Origin of the sequence: Sporosarcina koreensis (genome assembly GCF_001531445.1) — a bacterium.
GTDB lineage: Bacteria > Bacillota > Bacilli > Bacillales_A > Planococcaceae > Sporosarcina > Sporosarcina koreensis_C.
Genome location: NZ_LQYA01000047.1, coordinates 38,747 through 58,471, shown reverse-complemented (window position 1 = coordinate 58,471; position 19,725 = coordinate 38,747). Strand labels below are relative to the sequence as shown.

Sequence of the window (19,725 nt, the reverse complement as noted above, 5' to 3'; positions counted from 1 at the left end):
TTAGACGCCTCCAACAAGTACCGGCTTCGGTTGTTGTGGAGCCGTTCTGTCTATTTCGATGAAACGGATCCGTTCTTCCTGTCCGTCGAAGAAATACAGCTTTTCGTATGGAATGGCGATTTGCACATCATTCGTCTCCTCGATTGGCGTGTCGAATCTTTTGACATTCATCATGCCAGCAGCGTTCGACACTGTGTAAATTGTTTCCGCGCCTAATGTTTCCGTCGTCAATATCTCACTTTTCAAAACGACATGATCTTGTCTTTCTTCCGAGCCAGCAATGATTTCCGCATGCTCCGGCTTGAACCCGACATATTTCACATCTTCAAATAACGTCGGTAAAACGGCATTCAAATGTCCGCGTTCGAGAATATTCATAGGTGGGGTGCCGATGAATTCAGCGGTGAATACATTATTCGGATCATGGTACATATTCATAGGAGAATCCATTTGTTGCGTAACGCCTTTATCGAGAAGGATGATTTGATCCCCCATCGACATTGCCTCGACTTGATCATGGGTTACGTAGACGAACGTCGTGCCCAAACGCTTATGCAACTGAATCAGTTCACGTCTCATCTGCCCTCTCAGTTTAGCGTCCAAATTGGAAAGTGGTTCATCCAAGATGAAGACTTTCGGCTTTTTCACCATTGCCCTCGCCAATGCGACCCGTTGCCTTTGCCCACCCGACAATTGATGTGGCTTCTTATCCAAATGATCCGTCAAACCGACGATATCGCTGATTTCCTGAATTAAAGAATCACGCTCCGCTTTCTGCACTTTTTTATTCACAAGGCCGAATTCGATATTTTTCCGCACCGTCATCGTCGGATAAAGGGCATAGTTTTGGAACACCATTGCGATATTCCGCTTGCCTGGCTCCATATTCGTCACGCATTCATCGCCAATCCATATTTCACCGCTCGTCGGTGTTTCCAACCCGGCAATCATCCGAAGCGTCGTCGATTTCCCACAGCCCGAGGGACCAACGATGACAGTGAATGAGCCGTCCTCGATTGTAAGATTCAAATTGTTTACCACTGTATCCTCATCGAACTTTTTCACGATGTTCACTAATCTGATTTCAGCCATTCCGTTCATCTCCTTTTCGCTTTATAGCTTTACAACGGATGATTGGTGCAAGAAATCCGCTAACTCTTCCACAGTTTTGACAGTGTGATCCCACTCTTGCATTCCAAAATGTGTGTACGGTGAAATGAGGCAAGTCCGTCCTCCCAGTTTCCGTACCGGCGCCAAGTCATTGTATGGATTATCCCCGATGGAAAGTATTTCGTCCGGTTCGTATCCTTCTTTCAATAGACCTTTCACGATCGTTTCCATTCCGAGCGGCTTTTTCGCGTCAAACACATAATCATCAAATACCGATCCGATATTCAAATACGTAACGAAAGCAGGGCCGGTATCCCCCGGTGTATTTGTCATAAATATTTTTTTCTTTATTCCAAGTGCGGTGATGCTATCGAATAGAGGCGCATGGAGTCTGATTTTAAATGGATCTTCAATCATTTCATAACGTACTTTTTCAAATGCTTCCGCTCTGCTTTCACGAGGAATGCCATATTTTTCGGCGCATTGATTGGCGACTCCCCACGGATCTCCGATAAACAAAAGCGAGGCATTTTCCTCCAATGGATTTTCATGCTTCTTGCCTTCCCAGGAGTAACAGTTCGTTGGCAGGAATTGGTCATGCTCATAGAAGATATGTTGTTCCCGATCAAAGAAATGGCCAAGCTTTACAGTATGACTGCCGTCTAAAATATCGTAGGCTTCAGATACGGCTATTGCTATTTCCTCTTCATCCATTACTCCATCTAATAAATACGTTACGTACCGTCCTAAAAAAGCATCGTCCTGATACAACGTCCCGTCCATATCGAAAATCGCCACTTTCACTTTCGTCATCCAGTTCAATGTGATCGTCTCCTTTACGAAAACAGGAAGAGGGAGCCCGATTGCCCATCTTCCCGAATCGGATTATTGTAAGAGGGGGTTCGCCAATTCAGCTGCTTTATCCAGCGCGTCTTTTGGTGACAGATCCGGCTCCAATAAGCTTCTCGTAATTTCATCTGCCAATATCGTCGAAATTTCCGGATAGGCTTCCGCCATCGGGCGAGCTTTTCCATATTGCAATTGGTCGACAGCCACTTTGTATTGAGGAATTTCCTCATACAAGCTTTGCATCTCTTCCGAATCAATTGCGGACAGTCGGCTTGGCAAATAGCCTGTGTATTTACTCGCATAGATTGTCTGTTCTTTCGCTGTCATCCATTTGATGAATTCCCAAGCGGCTTGCTGTTTTTCAGGCGACAGCCCAGCCGTCATGACAAGGTTTGCACCGCCCGTCGGTACACCGCTCGTTTTATTTGATGGCATGAATGCCGTGTTCAGTTCAAATCCGTTCTCCTCTGCAATCGCCAAGTTCTGCGTCAGGTTTGCAGTGGATGTAAACATCATTGCAGATCGGCCGTTTGCAAAGTCCTGTGTTGCTTGTGCAGCGGCTTCATCACCAGCATGGATTTTCAAGATGCCTTCTTCTGCAAGGCGTTTCCAAAATTCCAGCGCTTCTACCCCAGCTGTTCCATTGAATGTCACTTCAGAATCGTCGGATGCTAACATATCCTCGCCGCCCGCTCCAACGAATGCCTCAAAATACCAAATTCCTACAGGCATGCTCATGCCGACACTCTGTCCATCAACTGTCAATGCCCGTAAATATTCCTCAAATTCCTTCCAGTTTTTCGGGCCTGCCGGGTCAAGACCCGCTTCCTTCAACATAGAAGCGTTCATGTAGAGGATTGGCGTGCTCCGCAAATACGGAAGCCCGTAGATGTTGCCGTCCACATACGAGTTGCCCATCAGGCCAGGATTGAAGTCCTCCAAATTAACGTCACTGTCGTTTTCAATGAACGGTGTCAAGTTTTCCGTCATACCCGAACGTGCGAATACACCCATCGATGCGATTTCATTCAACGTAACTTCCGGTGCATTTTTCGCTGCAAAAGCCGCTTGCGTTTTGGAATGAAGGTCGCCATATCCGCCTTGGAATTCCGCTTTCACCAAAATTTTATCTTGTGAATCGTTAAACATTTTAACTAAATTCTCATTGTTTTCCCCGATCTTATCCCCGAATGCATACCAATACGTAATTTCCGTCCTGCCACTATCCGCTGAAGCTTTGTTATCTTTGCTGCCTGTACCTTCCTGGTTGTCTCCGCATGCGCTTAATACTAAAACTAAAACGAGCAATGTGATGAACCGTCCAATGTTTTTCAACTTGTCTCCTCCAGTTAGCAATTGATAGTTTAGTAGCCTCATTGATTGATAAACCCGGGTATGAAATGCCCTTTGCCTCCTTTTCTCCTCCGATTTCTTACAGCTCATATTCTACGCGGTGATTGTTAAGCAGAAATATTCTTAATGTAAAGAATTATTAAGGTACCTGTGCATGACACTATTCCGACTATGCACCACTATTGTATAAATGAATACGAAAAAGCCAACGATAGTAAGTTTCGTCGGCTTTATAGTTGAATTATTATACATTTTATTAAATTTTCATAAATGCACTTACACAGGCAACAACAAAAACGATTCTTTATTCATTAGTTACAAAGTCCTTTTTCGGTAATATTTCTCATTATTCAATAGATAAAACTGCAGATTCAATAGATAACTTGCGGGATTCGATAGATAACTTCCCGGATTTAATAGATAATTCCATCGATTCGATAGATATTTTCAAAAAAACTTGCCGAGTTGCCGGATTGCCATATAGATGGCGACCGCCCATACGACAACGGCGGAGATTTTATTCAACATGCCAATGACTTTCCCGCTCGTATCCATCTTGCCAAGCAACCTTCCTGCAAGAGCAAGCCCGAAAAACCAACACCAAGAAATGAGGATCGTCGTCAACGTGAACGCGACACGGATCTCTCCCGAATAACTTAATGCATTCGACCCGATGACGCCAATCGTATCAATGATTGCATGGGGGTTCAGTAAAGAAACCGACGCAGCAAACAAGATTTGTTTTTTCGAAGAAAACCATTCTGTTTCGGCCTCCATTGACGAAGGGATACTCCGCCATAAAGAGATTCCTATATACAATAAAAACAGAATACCGACGGCCAACATAATGGTTTCCAACCAATTGAAAGTTAAGATAAGCAAAGAAACACCCGAAACAGCCGCCACAATTAGAATCGTGTCGCAAACGCCTGCGGTCACTACAACGGGAAGTGCTCTTACCAATTTTGGCTGCAATGCCCCTTGATTGAACACAAATACATTTTGAGCGCCTAGCGGCAAAATAAGTCCAATTGCCAGAATAACGCCATGTAGAACTGCCTCAATCATCATCGGCTCTCCCCCTTTTTTCTCTTTCTATCTATTGAAAGGCTTTCTCATACTAATTGCAATGAGAAATGTTGTACGCTACAGCCGAAAAAAACCATCTCCTAATGCGGAGATGGCTTCTCATTTCGTACGTTTTAAAAAGAATTTATTTATAGATTCTTCGCTAATGGTATCAGTCTGTTAATTTTTTCTTCCGCCGCATGATCAATAATTGCACCCGGATTTAACCCTTGATATTTTCTGAAGAAATTCATACCGCCTTGTAAAACGGAAAGTAGAAATTCTTTCTCCGGGAGATGGAAAGAAAATACTCCCCCACTATAGATTAAAAGAATTGTATCATTCGCTTTTTTCTCAAGTGAAAAGTACGGTTCTATAGAAACGACATCATTTCCGTCTTCCATTGCTAGGTAATCCTCTAAAAGATCAGCCCAAATGATCCAATACAAAGGGACACGTTCCAAGACCTCATCGTTTAGAATAACCTTATCATCTTGAGTGATTAGAATGCAGGCATATATATTTCCTCCGCCTGAAAAAATATCTCTTAGCTCAGTCTCCCTAGACGGCTCTTCAATATCAATGAAAAAGTTCTCGAGAAGCTCTTGGCCTACTATTCCGGGATATTGAATTTTGGGATCTAAAATAAATGTCTTCACTTGTATCATAAATGATTCCCTACGGAGATCGCTTCCAATTTACTTCAACTTCTGCAAAATGACGACTTTCAAGTAATTGAATTCCGGGAAGTCCCGGTTTGTGCGGAAATCCTTCGGCAATGAAGATTCCTCCAGAATCTTATAGCGCGATCCGGCATCCGCAAATCCTTTCTCGATGAACGTCTTGAATTTCTTCATGCTGAAGCTTGCATTATTCGTCGATGCAATGATAATGCCGTTCTTTTCAGTAATGGCAATCGCATCCATCAGTAGCGCCGGGTAGTCCTTCGCTGTGCTGAATGTATATTTCTTCGAACGTGCGAAGCTTGGTGGATCTAATACAACCACGTCGAATTTCAATTCATGGCGTTTTGCATAACGGAAATAATCGAACACGTCCATCACTTTGATGTCCTGTGCTTCGTAGTCAATCCCGTTCACACTGAACTGTTCGATCGTCTTCGGCAAACTGCGCTTCGCCAAATCGACACTCGTCGTTTCCCGTGCACCGCCAAGAGCCGCGGCAACCGAAAACGCACCTGTATACGAGAATGTATTCAGCACATGCTTGCCTTCTGAATACTTGTCCCGCAACGCTTTACGGACATCGCGTTGATCAAGGAAAATCCCCGTCATGGCGCCGTCATTCAAATCGACGGCGAAGCTCATGCCGTTTTCCTTCACGATAATTGGGAAATCGCCAGGAGTTCCCTTCACGAAATCATCCTGCTCGATGTATTGGCCTTTCGTATCAAACCGTTTTTTCTCATAGACCGCTTTGTAGTCCACAAGCTTGTCCAGCACGCCATACACATGATGCTTCAAGGAATAAATCCCTTCGCTATACCAGCTCACCATGTAATAGCCATCAAAATAATCGATCGTCAACCCGCCGACGCCATCGCCTTCTCCATTGAAGACGCGGAATGCTGTCGTCTCGTTATCATCGAAGAAAGACTCCCGTCTCGAAATAGCTGCAGCAATCTTTGATTCAAAAAATACAAAATCGATTGCTTCGTTGTCGTCCCTCGTCAAAACCCATCCGATCCCTTTGTTTTGATTACCATAATAGCCTTTTGCAATAAATTTACGATATTTATCGACCAGGCGGATGATTGTTCCCTCTTCTTTCAATATTTCCGAATTCATCACTGCATCTTTCAAAATCAATGGGTAGCCCTTTTTAAAAGCCGCTATACTTTGCGCATTCAGTTGTACATCAATTGTTTTCGTCATCGTGTCATCCTTTTCCCATCATTTTTTTCATTATCGCATGAAGACATGAAAAAAGCTTCTCGTAACGGAGAAGCTTCCACATTAGGCAAGCAGACGAAACGCCAGACTTTTCAAAAGTCCCATACGAAGTGGACGTTCCGTTTGCGGCCCTCTTACCTTATTCAAATACGACTTCAAGTTGCCTTCATACACCATTTCCATATGCGGCAAATACGCCAGATGATGCGGCATTGTCAGGCAAGGCCGCGTTAGCAGTCGATGCGTCTCGCTCTCCTGCATGACCGTCGCGACAAATTGTGAACAGAAAAAAGCCCTTTCCCGTCGAATCTCTCTATTCAGCGCCACGCCAAACAAACCGATAAAATTATATTTATAATTACTTTGATTCAACTCGAACTGGACGATTTTCTGACGGATCCGCTTATATGCCTCCGCGGAAACTTCGCAACGATACACAGCGCAATCGGCCTCCTGAAAAATGCCTTCCGCAACATTTTCACGTACAAATCCACCTATGAACGGATTGTATTGCTGCTTTCGACCGAAACTATAAATTTCGGTCAATTGCTCGTCGAATGCGATGGATGCATGATTCAGATCCTTGCGCGTATACATGCCAATCGCCTTTGACAACAATGTTCCCGTGTCAGTAAGTACGATATAGATTGTTTTTCCCATTATTCCAACCCCTAACTCATCTCTCTCTACAAGTATGTACAATTTTTTTGGGAACCTAAACCGTCTACAGGTGGAAACCTTCTAAGCCCTAAGTTGTAGTCAAGATACGGGGTGTGGACAGTTCAAGCATTTTCTATATATGTATTATACGTTTTAACTATACGTAGAGTTTCACTTTCCGAAGATTTTTCAATCCCCCTGAAAGCGGTGGGCACTAGATGTCAGGGAAGTAACGATCGTTCATCTATCGATGGTTTTCCTATTATACTACGAATCGCTCCGACTTTCTTGCTTTTCTTGAAAATAAATGTTTAGGCTCAAAAAGCAAGTAGCAATGGGCAGGAATTTCCTCAGCCTGATTGAAAATGCTTGCCAAGGAAGGCAACCTAAGTGCGCCACGTCCTGTGGCGACGGTTGCATGACTCGCTTCCTGCGAGCCCGCGCGAAGTCGAGCGAAGACGCGAATAGAACTAAAGTTCATGAGCGGACGAGCAAATAAGGTAGGCATCCTAAGGGCGCCGCGTCCTGCGGCAACGGATGCATGACCTACTTCCTGTAGGCCTCAACAACGGATGCGAGCGTTTGTCAACAGGCTGAGGCACCTGCTATTATCGCAGGTGCCAGCCATTATGTCATTTACTTTCTGAATATGCTTTCATCGCATCGCGCATGAATACAGCCAAGCCTTCTCCGAACTGGTCGATGTTCTTCGTAAACCGTTCATCCGCAACGTACATTTCACCTAACCCAGCGAACGCTTCCATTGAATAGTCACCGATTTTATTCAAGAACATGTACCAATCACTGATTGCCGCCTGAGCTTCCGCTGCAGCCGGATCAGTACCGCGCAATGCCGCTAGATTGGAATAAATCCGATTCATCTCCTCTTGCTCTTTCTCACCGAATTTCGAAACGTTCTGATTCGCCTTGTCGACCGCTTCATCCCCCCATCGATCACGTGCTTCCTGCTCATAAGGATTCGAACTGAAATCGAATCCTTTAAATCTCTCTTCGTTCGTCATTGTCATTTCTCCTCTCTCAGATTGGAGCGTCTTGTCGATCGTCTCAATCATCGTTTCCAATTGCCGGCGCTTCGCCACTAACATATCGCGTTGCAGCTCGAACGCCTCCAACCGGTTAAACGATGGACTATCCAATAGCTCCTTGATTTTCTTCAAAGGGAAGCCGACTTCACGGAAGAACAAGATTTGCTGGAGGGTCGTCAAGTTTTCATCGGAATAAACCCGATAGCCCGCCTCCGTCACGTTGTCCGGAACAAGTAAACCGATTTCATCGTAATGATGGAGCGTGCGCACACTCACACCGGTCAAATCCGCTACTTCTTTCACTTTCATAACTCCCTGCCTCCCTTCACTATTGACTATAGAGTATGACGTAACGTGAGAGTCAACACAAAATAATAAAGAACTTGAAAGGAATTTCAAGTATAATGAGTTCATCGACTTAATTGGGGGAATATTCATTGATTATCAATACAAATAGACTTAAAGTAATCGCTTGCACACCTGAATTTCTATCAACCATTTCGCCCGAGAGTTATGAAATAGGTGATCATGTAAGGGAACATGTTGCTGAACTTCAAAACGACGCTACCCAATTAGGATGGGGTGTTTGGTTCGTTATGGATAAAGAAACGAATAGCATTGTCGGCGACATCGGCTTTAAAGGAAAGCCTTCTTCCGATCTTACCGTGGAAATCGGTTACGGCATCATTTCCGCTGCGCAAAAAAAAGGATATGCGACTGAGGCAGTAGGAGCGCTAATTGAATGGGCATTTGCAACTGGGAAAGTGAAGAAAATCATTGCTGAATGTTTACACGATAATCTCGCTTCCATAAAAGTGTTGGAAAGGTTGGGAATGAAAAAGAATGGGCAAGAGGGCGATCTGATGCAGTGGGAAATGTCAGAAGTAAATGGGGAACCAAACAAAAAGTAATACGTCTACTATTTAGACATGGCTGTTAATAGAAAATTATTAAAACGGTGGTGAGAAAAATCTTTTACATATTAGCATTTTTTGCGTCATTTCTTATTGTCTATGCTTTAATTCCCCCGTTGCGAAAGCTCGCTTTCCAGCTCAATTTTGTGGACAAGCCCCAGGAAAACGTTGAACGTAAATTACACCGTAAACCAATTCCGCTGACGGCGAGTTACGCACTTTTTATCGGCTTTTTTTCCGTCTATCTTCTTTTTACTAGAGAGTTCACTTGGGAGACTGGCGCAATCTTTGCTGGCGGGGTATTGCTGTTAACCATCGGGACGATTGATGACTGGTATAAAACGAAAGGAAAGGACTTTCCTGCCTTCCCGAAATTCGTCGTGCAAGTATCTGCAGCGATTCTAGTTTTTGCTTCGGGAATAACTTTCAGTGGTTTCGTCAATCCGCTATCGGGTGAATATGTCACCCTTCCGTTTATTCTTCAATTTCTCTTGACGATCTTATGGATATTCGGAGTGACAACCGTCATTAATTTTTCGGACGGCATGGATGGTCTTGCCGGTGGGCTTGTTGCAATTTCTGCTGTTACGCTTTTTATTGTTGCGGTGGCAAAAGGCCAGCCGAATTCCGCCGTAATGGCTATTGTTCTGGTAGGAATTTCTATTGCCTATTTACGATTCAACAAGCCACCTGCCAAGATTTTCATGGGCGATGCGGGTGCAAGTTTCCTTGGTTTTTTGCTTGCGGTCATCGCCTTGGATGGAGTCTTCAAACAAGCGACCGTCCTCTCATTGTTCATTCCCATCTTGGCATTGGGAGTGCCAATCTTTGACAATCTCTTTGTCATAGCCAAACGTTATGTGCAAGGAAAATCTATCTTTCAAGCAGATGCTAGTCAAATCCACTATCGTTTACTGCGTGCTGGCCTGAAACCGAAACAAGTACTTGCCTTTTTGTTTTTAGCTAGCGCATGTCTCTGTTTATCTTCAATCATTTTGCTGCTCATACAAATTTAATTAGGTACTTTCCCCACCATAACCTGGTGGTTTTTTTATATGTTAAAAAATCAACTCCAACTTTCATCCATCCAACCAAAAGAAAAAGATCATCACATATGCAAGCTTTTCCTCCGTTGAAATTTGCGCCCCAAAACGAATATGCTCATGATGTGCGGTACTTTGAAATGCAGGAAGCGTCGCATAAGGGAACAGGCCGTAGCGATAGGAAGCTGTCCGATTGCCTTCCTCATCTGTAACGTCGATATCGCCAGCCATATTTTTCGCTTCAAGCTGCCGCCAGACCGAATCGTCCGAGTGATAAAGCGTACCGCGGTTTTTCACCGCTGATTTTGATAATTGTTGTATGTATCGGCCAATGACCGTTCCATCCGGTTTCTTTAACGTCAATGCATATTCCTTCACATTGTTTTTGATTCGGAAGGTCGCCAAAACATTTCCATCCATTGTGGAAACGTCATAGTCCACTGGAAACATCATCCCTTTTTCAAATAGCTGAAAGAAGAGAAGGTTTCTGCGGAACTGCCCCTTTGTTGGCTGGATTTGAAACAACGGCTGTCCATTATGATCGACATGGACAAATTTCGGCAGGAGCGAGGGAACACGTTTCAGATTTAATTCCCCGATGTTCTCCATATCCCATTCACTTTCAACAACAGGGTGATACAACAGCTTTTCGTACGCTTTTTTGAAATAAACTCCTGCCCCAAGTGAAAACACTCCAACAATCCCTATTTCAAATAAAACATCGCCATTCACGGAAAAACCTTCATACCAAATAAAATAATATAGAATGCTAAATAGAATCAAACCGGTTCCACCAATAAAACCGGCAATCGATGTCTTCCGATAAATTTCTTTCATGCTGCCACCCCTACATCATGCATTTATTTCTTCATGAATTCGTCTTCGTCTTCCAATTCCTTTTCAATCTCTTCGTCACTTATTGTAACTGCTTCTATTTCCTTTTCTTTCACATCAAAGTGCTCCGATATCATTTTTAATTGCTGTATAATGGTTGATAGACTGTAAAGTACAGCAAACAAGAGCGATATGATGAGAAGTAGAAAAATAATAATCCACATGTAAACACCTCTCCCCGTTATCTGTTTACTTCTCTATACGTAACGAACACCATTTGGATTCACTATTACTCAATAAAAAAAGACCCGGCTAAAAGCCAGATCCTGCCCCTATTCAATCGCCACCCAAACTTCCGTTTCATAGCCTTCAGATCCAATTGGATGGATATATAGCTCAAACCCGTAGCTATGTCTAAGTGTCACATCTGGATTGCGCATCAGTGCATCAAAAGCAGCCGGAATTGCCTCCACTCCGCCTTCGACCTTCGCGACAATAAATTTACCGCTAGGAATCAACAATTCCTTCGTATCCATAAATCCTTCTGCCAATTCCGAATGGATACCCGCCAAGTAGTGGAAGTTGCCATTCTCCATTCCTAACGTAATCCCGAAAGACTCTTCAGGAGTAGCACCCTTTTCACAGATGATTCCATTCAATTTGTCCCATAGCTTCGGAATCTCTGTAACCGGCCCATTCATTTCATAGCCTTTCACCGTAAATTGTTCAACATGTTCTATACGTGTTTCCATTTCTCCTATCTCCCTTCTCACTCAATCGGCATCCAAATCTCGATAACGTCTTCCGTCGCCCCAACCGGATGGACATATCGCTCAAAATCGTAGCAATCCCGTAGTTGTATATCCTCCATTTGAATGATGTAGTCATACGCGGCCGGGATACCTGGAATTCCGCCTTCCACCTTCGCAACAATGAACTTGCCTGCTGGAATGACAACCTCTTTCGTGTCCGGGAATCCTTCCGTCAATTCTTTTTTGAGTCCCGCAATATAATGGATGATGTCGTTCTCCATCTTCAAACAGACGCCAAATGATTCTTCTGTAACGACATCGTTCTCATTAATTTCCTTGATTAACCGATCCCATTCAGCTGGAATCTCTGAAACAGGACCTACCACCTCATACCCTTTTACTGTAAACCCTTCGCTTTCCACAATACGTGTTTCCATTTCCTTCTCCCCTTTGCTTAATATTTGGTCGATTCCTTCCATCTTCCCTTGCAGCTCGTTAATTTCCTGCTCAATTTCTTTTTTTCGGTTCATCAACAATGATTCCATCTGTTCATCACCCTCCCGCAAAATATCGGAAAGGGATACGCCGAAATTCCTTAACGTTTTGATCCGTACAAGCTGTTGCTGTTCTTTTTGTGAATAAAACCGGTACCCCGACTCCGGACTCACATAAGCAGGCTGGACAAGCCCGATTTCCTCATAATGTTTGATCGCTTTCGTTGTCAGCCCGACAAGATAGGCGGTTTTCCCGATTGATAGCATAGCTCCCCTCCCTTTTTCCACATCCAGCTCCGGGTGGTAGCTGCTTGGGTTATAAGCCAGCTCCGCTGCACGGCAAATTACGCCGTTTAGCAGATCTGTCTTATGCCTGTCGCAGCTAAACGCCACCCTCTGCTTTTGTTTACTTTAAACCTGCCTCTAAGGGACAGGTCAACAAAAATCTTTTCTATAACTGAACTTGTTTTCCTTTCGTTAAAAAACTTAATTTCGTTTCCGATAAAATAATCGCAGCAAGTATTAAAACCGCGCCGATCCCCATCTTAAGCGTAAGGATTTCGCTCAAGAGAATGACGGAAAAGATCATCCCCCATAATGATTCCGTCGAAAGGATGATGGCTGCCTTCGTTTCTGTAATAAATTTCTGTGACACGGTCTGCAATAAAAACGCAATCGTCGTCGAGAAAACGCCTAAATAGAGCAACGACCACAAACCTTCCGGCTGCATGCTGAATGCCATTTCTCCTTTCATCAGCACAACGACGAAGCCGATGACAGCCGCTGTCGCCATTTGGACAATCGTCAAAGCGATCGGGTCTTCAGTCTTCACGAATTGGGATGTGTAAAAAATATGGAACGCGAATCCTATGGCACAGCAAAACGAAAGGAAATCGCCGATATTAAGTCCCGCTGACCATTGCAGTGACAGAACCGCCACGCCGAACATCGCAAGAAAAGCGCCGACGAGTTCAAACACATCCAGTTTCCTTCTATAAATCGCCAGACCAATAAACGGCACAATGACCACATTCACCGCCGTCAAAAATGCATTTTTGGATGGAGTTGTGAATTGGAGCCCGACCGTTTGCAACGCAAATGCTATGTATAAGAAAACGCCTAAAACAGCCCCTTTGATCAAGGTGTTTTTTGAAATGCACTTCAATTTTTTATAAAAAACGGCACATAATAATAGGGCGCCGATTAGAAACCTGCCCGCTAAAATTTGATAAGGCGTGTAGGAATCCAATGCAACCGCACTGCCGACAAACCCGCTTCCCCAAATGATTGCTGTTAACAGCAATCCGATTTCACCAATATATTTCTTCATATGATCCTCCGATATCCACTTTTTCAATTGAATCTATTATAGCGCAATTACTTTCATTTACGGCTATATTTTTCGGATCATGTATCGTTTCACTTACGTAGGAAAACATAAGCTCAAAACCCGGTTAGGAGGTTCCCTATTGAAACATTTACGTTACCTAGTTCCACTCTTATTGATTTCACTGCTTATCCAACCTTTTGCACCCCAAGCGGAACAGACCAAGGCCGATCAACAATCCGCTCAAGATGCACTGCTGGCAATCCTTTCACCATATATTTCGGAGGGAATCATCGACTATTACGGCTACGATAAATCATACGGATTGTTTGATGCGGAAATACTGACTATCCAACGGGAAGAGAAAGGCGGATTTTCCTTTACAGTTGAAGTGCAAGTGAATACATTCGAAACCGCGGAGAACCCGCCATACGGCAAGGAGACACTGCAGTTTGAGATAAGTCCGAAAGGTGTCAAACTGCTCGACTTTACGCACGAAGGCGATGACGAAGAAAAGAAAATCCATAAGTTTTATAAAGAAGTGCTCATCGATATTAAACAGTCGTTCCACTTGAATTTATTGCCATACGAACGATACGATTACAACCAGTTGCGGTACAAGGCTGAAAAACAAAATGACTTCAATTCACTGGCACATATCGCAGAGGAGGTTGTCATCAATATTCTAAGCACCGAAATTCAACCACCTTACAAAAATGTGATCAATCCGGTAACTTTTGTTAAAGGCAATGAAGGTTTCATCCTGTTCAAGACAGCTGACGGAACTAACTTTTATTACAAAGTCCTGAAAGAGAATGGCATTTGGAAAGTCATTGATCAGGACAGCCAGAGTGGGAAAAAGATGAAGTACGACTTGCTTTGGTACATGTAAAAAGAGGCAGCTTCAGCCGCCTCTTTTCCTTTATGGTAATTAGTTTATTGCACCTTTCCAATTGGAAATGTCTTCTTCCAAAGGAATTTGTGCAGCTCGTGCCCGAACCGCTGCTAAGAAAAATAGGACGACGAGGAAGAGCGAAATGACTGTCGCCCCAATATACGCAACATTCATCGGTAATCCGAAGCCGATCGTCGCATTCAAAATATATGTCATTGTCGCCATTAGCATGAACGTTCCCGGGATGAGTGCCACCCAGTAGTTCTTCCGTGCAATGAACAGATACATCGCACCTACAAATAATGCAATCACCGCTGTCGATTGGTTCGCCCATGAGAAGTAGCGCCAAAGGATGTCAAAGTCGACTTGCGTCAAAGCGATGGAAATGACAAACATCGGAACAGCAATCCAAAGACGGCTTGCCATCTTCACTTGCGGCATCTTGAAGTAGTCCGCAATGATCATACGTGCACTACGGAAAGCCGTATCGCCGGAAGTGATCGGAAGAATGATGACACCGAGAATTGCGAGTGTTCCACCAACCGCGCCCAACATCATCGTGGAAGCTTCGCTGACGATCAACGCAGGACCGCCTGCAGCCAGCATTTCACTCAAGCCGCCATACCCATTGAACAGCGCCATGCCTGCAGCTGCCCAAATCATCGCGATGATCGCCTCTGCAATCATCATGCCGTAGAAAATCTTACGGCCTTGCCCTTCTTTTTGCGTCGTACGTGAAATGATCGGTGATTGTGTCGCATGGAAACCGGACAATGCACCGCATGAAATCGTTAGGAATAAAAGTGGGAAAATCGCCAATTTGTCAGGGTGCATATTGGCAAACGTCAACTCAGGAATGCTGACGCCTTTGACGACCATCATTCCGCCAACCCCGACAGCACTAATAATCAAAAGCGCACCGAAAATCGGATAGAAACGGCCGATGATCTTATCGATCGGCAATAGTGTTGCAAAAATATAATAAGCAAAAATTAGTGCAACGATAATACCCATTGCCATCCAACCGTTCATCAAGTTATACAGCAACCCTGCAGGTGCGGAAACGAAAACCGTTCCAACGAGCACCAATAAAAGAATAGCGAAAGCATTTACAATATGTTTCATGAATTTCCCTAAAAACTTGCCCGCAAGCTCCGGCAAATGAGCTCCACGGTTACGGATCGAGATCATCCCCGTCAAATAGTCATGGACAGCACCTGCGAAAATTGCGCCGATCACAATCCAAATGAAAGCAACCGGACCATAAAGCGCCCCCATGATCGGACCGAAAATCGGACCAACCCCCGCAATGTTCAGAAGCTGGATCAGCGAGTTTTTCTTCGTGCTCATCGGCACATAGTCCACTCCGTCCCCACTCGTATACGCAGGTGTCGCACGGTTTTCCTTCACCCCAAACATCTTCTCGATGAATTTTCCGTACGTGAAATACCCGAGAATTAATAAGACGATACCAAATAAAAATGTAATCATTTCTGTTTCCCCTTCCCCAAATGATAGCGATTTCATTCAGTTTAAAGGAAATGTTCCAAAAACGGACGATTCTATCGTAAGATGCCCAAATCGTAGATTTACATGCAGGATAGGCGATATAACATGCAAGTTTAATAGAGCTCAAGCCGTTGCCGCAAATCCCGGACATAATTCCGGCTAACGGAAAGCTTCTCGCTCCGACCTTCGACTTCCAGCTGGTAAGCTCCGTTAAACCAAGGCGTCAACCTTCTTACATGCAATAGGTTGACGAGGTAGCCTTTATGGATACGAAAAAACGAAAACGGCGTCAATTTGCTTTCCAACTCCTTCAGCGTCATCCGCAACTCATACTCCCTTTCCAATGTTACAATCTTCGTCATTTTTTCGTTGCGGAACATATAGAGGATTTTATGGATCGGGATATAATCGATTTCCCCATCCATCTCGATCGCAAGCTTCCCTAAAGTCCATGCTTTCTCTGTGCTTTGATTCGGCATCAATCTTTCCTGGATCCGCATGATCGCTTGCTTTACTTGTGCTTCATCGTACGGCTTTAGCAAATAATCGACCGCATTGATACGGAAAGCTTCAGCCGCGAATTGCGGATAAGCGGTCGCAAAAACGATAAGGGGTACTTTCTTTAGTTCCACCAAGGCTTTTGCCGCATCCATCCCGTTCATTTTTGGCATCTCCACGTCCAAAAACAGAACGTCGGGTTGAAGTTGAATTGTTTGCATGATGGCAGCCTCCCCGGAATCCGCCTCGCCGACGACTTGGAAAAAAGGCTGTTGTTCAATTAAATAGATCAATTCCTCCCTCGCATATCGTTCATCATCCACGACAATGACGCGAATCTTCCGGTTCATATGCCCACCCCCATTTTCGGTATTCGGAAAGATATTTCCGTGCCGTTCTCGACTTCGCTTTCAATATGCAATGCGGCCTGTTTCCCGAATGTCATCAGTAACCGACGATTTACATTGTAGAGTCCCATTCCCGTACCCGTGTCGGATTCGATTTGATGGGCACATAGAAGAGGAAGCCTTTCTTTTACAATCCCCATACCATTGTCTTGGACAAGTATACTGATCGCATCTCCTTCATCTTGAATCATCACTTGCACGATGCTGTTTTTCTCCATATCTTTAATGCCATGCTTGATGGCATTTTCGACGAGTGGCTGCAACGTGAGCGGAGGAATCGTTTCTTGGAGGATGGACGGATCTACATCAATGCATACTTTCAACTTATCAATGAAACGAGCTTCTTCAATCTTCAAGTAGGCTTCTACATGGGCAAGCTCCTGTTCCAAAGTTACTTTCTCGGCAGTCGTCCCTTCAAGATTTTGACGGAGGAAATAGGAAAGTGATGTAAGCAGCCTTCTCGCTTCATCGGGATTTGTCCGTATTAAGGAAACGATGATATTCATAGAATTGAATAGGAAGTGCGGGCTGATTTGTGCCTGCAATGCTTTAATTTCCGCATCTTTGGCAAGCTGGAACGACCTGTCAGCTTCCGCAATTTCAAGCTGATTGCTCAGAAGGGAGCTGAGCCCGGCAATCAATTCGATCGTGACATTCGTAATCGCTTTTTCAGAAGGATAATAGAGTTTTAATGTCCCGATCGTCTCATCCCGTAATTTCAATGGCGCAATGACCGCCGCCCCTAACGGACAATCATCCCGGACGCAATGAATCGATTCCTCATTGGCGATGACAAGTTCTCCATGTTGTAGCACTTTCTTTGTAATATGCGTCTGAAGGGGGCTTGATGCTTTGTGATGGTCATCCGCCACCCCTACATGGGCGAGGATATCCGTCTTATTCGTCATGGCGACCGCACTCGGTTTCAGTTCTCGAAACAGAATATTGCAGACGGCGAGGGCTGTTTCCGAATTCATCCCTTTGCGCAAATAGCCGATTGTCTGGTCAGCGATCCGTAAAGACTTCTGGGCCTGGATGGCGGTCGCTTTCTCTTGGTCGCTGATGACATTGTAGACGATGAGTAGGAAAAGGGCTGTTCCTATACCGTTCGCAAGAATCATCGGCAACCCGATCGTCTGGACTAAAGAGAGCGCTTTTTCAAACGGCTCGGAGATCAAAAGGATGAGACCCATCTGAATCGTCTCCGCAAACGCTCCGATACCGAAAGCGGCCAGTGGCTTAATATGCTTTCCGCGCTTGTAAAATGCGCTTGCCAATAATCCGGAAATAATCGTTGAGACGCCGCATGAAATAGCCGTAAATCCGCCGAGCGACATCCGGTGGATTCCAGCAATCAACCCAGCTCCGACGCCAAGCCGATAACCCCCTAGCAGACCCGCGACGACAATTCCGATGACCCGCGAATTCGCGATTGCCTCATCCGTTGTCAATTCGATGGAAACACTATTGAAATGAAGCGTATGCGTATTGAACGCCACCCCGAAATACGTGCCAATGATACCAAAGAATCCGAAAAACAGGATGGCCGTCATTTCCTGCTTCCGGTCCAATGAATCTTGGTGAACCATATTTTTAAAGAAGCGGAAGCGCGTCAAGATGAACGCCACCGCCACGATCGTCCCCACTCGCTCCAGCATGATCACAAGCAAATCCAACATTGTCATTCCTCCAGCAACTTGTGATATTTGATGTTTAGTATACTTCAAAAAAGTAGTTAAATCATTATTTTCTGTTAATTGAACACAAAAAAGCATGCACTGATCGGTTGATCCGGCACATGCCTTTTTTCTCTATATAAACTTCTTAATAATCTCCTCGACAGTCCCAACAACTGTTTCGTGCACGTTCTCCCCCGCCCAAAGGGACATGAATCCCGGTTTTCCAAGCTTTGCTGCTTCGCTCCGGATTTTCTTCGTCAAATCGTTTTGGTACGGATAAGGTGCGATTGGGACGTTCACCATCCTGTCGATGAACTCGTTTCGGATGCCTCTTGCGGGTTTTCCGGAGAAGGCTTTCGTAAGCACGGTGCAATTCCCGGTTGCCTTAAGGACCGCCTCTTTGTAAAGCGGGTGTGCCCCGCTTTCATCAGCCGCAAGCAGCGCGGTGCCGATCTGCACGGCTTGGGCTCCGCGGGAAAGTTGCAGTATGAGGTGCTCGCGGTTAGCGATTCCACCAGCCGCAATTACCGGAATGCCGACAGCCCCGACGATTGAAGGAAGTAGTTCCGCGAGCGGCAAGAGCTGTTCACCGAGGAATGAACCACGATGCCCACCTGCTTCCTTTCCTTGCGCGACGACTGCGTCCATTCCGACCTGTTCGGCTACAACGGCTTCTTCGACTGACGTTGCCGTGCCGATCAAGTAGATGTTATGCTCCTTTAATTTCTGGACAGTCGATTCGTCGGGCAAACCGAAAGTGAAGGAGCAGATTCCAACGTCTTCTTCAATGATCACATCGATTTGTCCAGCAAATGACTGCTCGGACAGCGGCGCCTTCCAAAAAGGCATCCCGAGCTTTTTACCGATCGGTTGTAATCCTAAGTATGCCTGACGGAGCTGATCTTGGTCTATATCCGTATTTTCCGGTACGAATAAATTTACTGCGAACGGCTTATCTGTGAGCTTTTTGACTTCGTGAATGAAATCCCGCGTTGCTTCCGCGGATAAATAGCCTGCCCCGATGGACCCTAAAACTCCCGCCTCTGCTGCGGCCGCCACGAATTCCGGCGTGGTCACGCCCGCCATTGGGGCTTGGATGATGGGATGTTGAATACCTAACGTTTCTGTAAAGGTCATGATTCCACTCTCCTTTTTTCATGCCGATAAAACAAATAGATGATCAATAAGGTGATAATCGGGAACAGCGCAATTAGTTTAAATGCATTGTTAGCTCCGAAAAAATAATAGGCAATCGGTAAAGAAGTGAAAAAGCTTATTAGCAAAGACGTTTTAGACTTGGTGAATAAGCCGAAAAAGAACGAAAGAAATGAAATGATCAATGCCGATTGCCAAAGGACGACAATCAAGTTCAAG

General features: G+C 44.8%; 21 protein-coding genes. 3 read left to right on the top strand and 18 right to left on the bottom strand.

The window, feature by feature from the left end; genetic code table 11:
• The 8 genes from AWV70_RS07165 to AWV70_RS07130 all read right to left on the bottom strand — a co-directional run bounded on the left by AWV70_RS07165 (window position 1) and on the right by AWV70_RS07130 (window position 8,308).
• Complete coding sequence (locus AWV70_RS07165) at window positions 1–1,092, bottom strand: ABC transporter ATP-binding protein (protein WP_060205607.1); 1,092 nt, start codon at window positions 1,090–1,092, stop codon at window positions 1–3.
• Between the two features lie 21 nt (window positions 1,093–1,113).
• Entirely contained in the window at window positions 1,114–1,923 is an 810-nt protein-coding gene (locus AWV70_RS07160; RefSeq protein WP_349675584.1) for an HAD family hydrolase, read from the bottom strand.
• 72 nt (window positions 1,924–1,995) lie between these two features.
• Window positions 1,996–3,294, bottom strand: a complete 1,299-nt coding sequence (locus AWV70_RS07155) for an ABC transporter substrate-binding protein (protein WP_235588567.1) — start codon at window positions 3,292–3,294, stop codon at window positions 1,996–1,998.
• Window positions 3,295–3,759: 465 nt separating this feature from the next.
• Window positions 3,760–4,380, bottom strand: coding sequence for a LysE/ArgO family amino acid transporter (locus AWV70_RS07150; protein ID WP_060205911.1), 621 nt, complete (start codon window positions 4,378–4,380; stop codon window positions 3,760–3,762).
• Between the two features lie 149 nt (window positions 4,381–4,529).
• Complete coding sequence (locus AWV70_RS07145) at window positions 4,530–5,048, bottom strand: hypothetical protein (protein WP_060205604.1); 519 nt, start codon at window positions 5,046–5,048, stop codon at window positions 4,530–4,532.
• Between the two features lie 30 nt (window positions 5,049–5,078).
• Window positions 5,079–6,275, bottom strand: coding sequence for a class I SAM-dependent rRNA methyltransferase (locus AWV70_RS07140; protein WP_060205602.1), 1,197 nt, complete (start codon window positions 6,273–6,275; stop codon window positions 5,079–5,081).
• An 81-nt stretch (window positions 6,276–6,356) separates the two neighbouring features.
• Window positions 6,357–6,953, bottom strand: coding sequence for a hypothetical protein (locus tag AWV70_RS07135; RefSeq protein WP_082713508.1), 597 nt, complete (start codon window positions 6,951–6,953; stop codon window positions 6,357–6,359).
• 632 nt (window positions 6,954–7,585) lie between these two features.
• A complete protein-coding gene (locus AWV70_RS07130; RefSeq protein ID WP_060205601.1) occupies window positions 7,586–8,308 on the bottom strand; it encodes a MerR family transcriptional regulator in 723 nt (240 codons plus the stop codon).
• Between the two features lie 128 nt (window positions 8,309–8,436).
• Here AWV70_RS07130 and AWV70_RS07125 point away from each other — a divergent pair, with 128 nt between their 5' ends.
• Together AWV70_RS07125 and AWV70_RS07120 are read left to right on the top strand one after the other, a co-directional pair.
• Window positions 8,437–8,910, top strand: a complete 474-nt coding sequence (locus AWV70_RS07125; protein ID WP_060205598.1) for a GNAT family N-acetyltransferase — start codon at window positions 8,437–8,439, stop codon at window positions 8,908–8,910.
• 59 nt (window positions 8,911–8,969) lie between these two features.
• A complete protein-coding gene (locus AWV70_RS07120) occupies window positions 8,970–9,929 on the top strand; it encodes an MraY family glycosyltransferase (RefSeq protein WP_060205910.1) in 960 nt (319 codons plus the stop codon).
• 63 nt (window positions 9,930–9,992) lie between these two features.
• On the opposite strand, the gene AWV70_RS07115 is transcribed toward AWV70_RS07120, so the two are convergent.
• From AWV70_RS07115 to AWV70_RS07095, 5 genes are all read right to left on the bottom strand, one after another.
• Entirely contained in the window at window positions 9,993–10,793 is an 801-nt protein-coding gene (locus AWV70_RS07115) for a hypothetical protein (protein WP_060205596.1), read from the bottom strand.
• Window positions 10,794–10,816: 23 nt separating this feature from the next.
• Window positions 10,817–11,014: a hypothetical protein gene (locus AWV70_RS07110; protein ID WP_060205594.1), complete on the bottom strand. Its 198-nt coding sequence runs from the start codon at window positions 11,012–11,014 to the stop codon at window positions 10,817–10,819.
• 108 nt (window positions 11,015–11,122) lie between these two features.
• On the bottom strand, window positions 11,123–11,542 hold the full coding sequence (locus AWV70_RS07105; RefSeq protein WP_060205592.1) for a GyrI-like domain-containing protein: 420 nt from the start codon (window positions 11,540–11,542) through the stop codon (window positions 11,123–11,125).
• A 17-nt stretch (window positions 11,543–11,559) separates the two neighbouring features.
• Window positions 11,560–12,303, bottom strand: a complete 744-nt coding sequence (locus tag AWV70_RS07100; protein ID WP_060205590.1) for a MerR family transcriptional regulator — start codon at window positions 12,301–12,303, stop codon at window positions 11,560–11,562.
• A 184-nt stretch (window positions 12,304–12,487) separates the two neighbouring features.
• Complete coding sequence (locus AWV70_RS07095; RefSeq protein ID WP_060205588.1) at window positions 12,488–13,366, bottom strand: DMT family transporter; 879 nt, start codon at window positions 13,364–13,366, stop codon at window positions 12,488–12,490.
• Window positions 13,367–13,505: 139 nt separating this feature from the next.
• Here AWV70_RS07095 and AWV70_RS07090 point away from each other — a divergent pair, with 139 nt between their 5' ends.
• The gene (locus AWV70_RS07090) at window positions 13,506–14,255 is read left to right on the top strand and encodes a DUF3888 domain-containing protein (RefSeq protein WP_060205586.1); all 750 of its coding nucleotides are present in this window, start codon (window positions 13,506–13,508) and stop codon (window positions 14,253–14,255) included.
• Window positions 14,256–14,294: 39 nt separating this feature from the next.
• On the opposite strand, the gene AWV70_RS07085 is transcribed toward AWV70_RS07090, so the two are convergent.
• The 5 genes from AWV70_RS07085 to AWV70_RS07065 form a co-directional block, all read right to left on the bottom strand.
• The gene (locus tag AWV70_RS07085; protein WP_060205584.1) at window positions 14,295–15,749 is read right to left on the bottom strand and encodes a carbon starvation CstA family protein; all 1,455 of its coding nucleotides are present in this window, start codon (window positions 15,747–15,749) and stop codon (window positions 14,295–14,297) included.
• A 131-nt stretch (window positions 15,750–15,880) separates the two neighbouring features.
• Window positions 15,881–16,615: a LytR/AlgR family response regulator transcription factor gene (locus AWV70_RS07080; protein WP_060205582.1), complete on the bottom strand. Its 735-nt coding sequence runs from the start codon at window positions 16,613–16,615 to the stop codon at window positions 15,881–15,883.
• Window positions 16,612–18,351, bottom strand: a complete 1,740-nt coding sequence (locus AWV70_RS07075) for a sensor histidine kinase (protein ID WP_060205580.1) — start codon at window positions 18,349–18,351, stop codon at window positions 16,612–16,614. Before AWV70_RS07075 ends, AWV70_RS07080 begins: the two co-directional genes overlap by 4 nt.
• Before the next feature lie 132 nt (window positions 18,352–18,483).
• Complete coding sequence (locus tag AWV70_RS07070; protein ID WP_060205578.1) at window positions 18,484–19,488, bottom strand: NAD(P)H-dependent flavin oxidoreductase; 1,005 nt, start codon at window positions 19,486–19,488, stop codon at window positions 18,484–18,486.
• Window positions 19,485–19,725 (bottom strand): hypothetical protein (locus tag AWV70_RS07065; protein WP_160327637.1); only part of this gene is annotated, 241 nt, incomplete at its 5' end. The genes AWV70_RS07070 and AWV70_RS07065, both read right to left, overlap by 4 nt.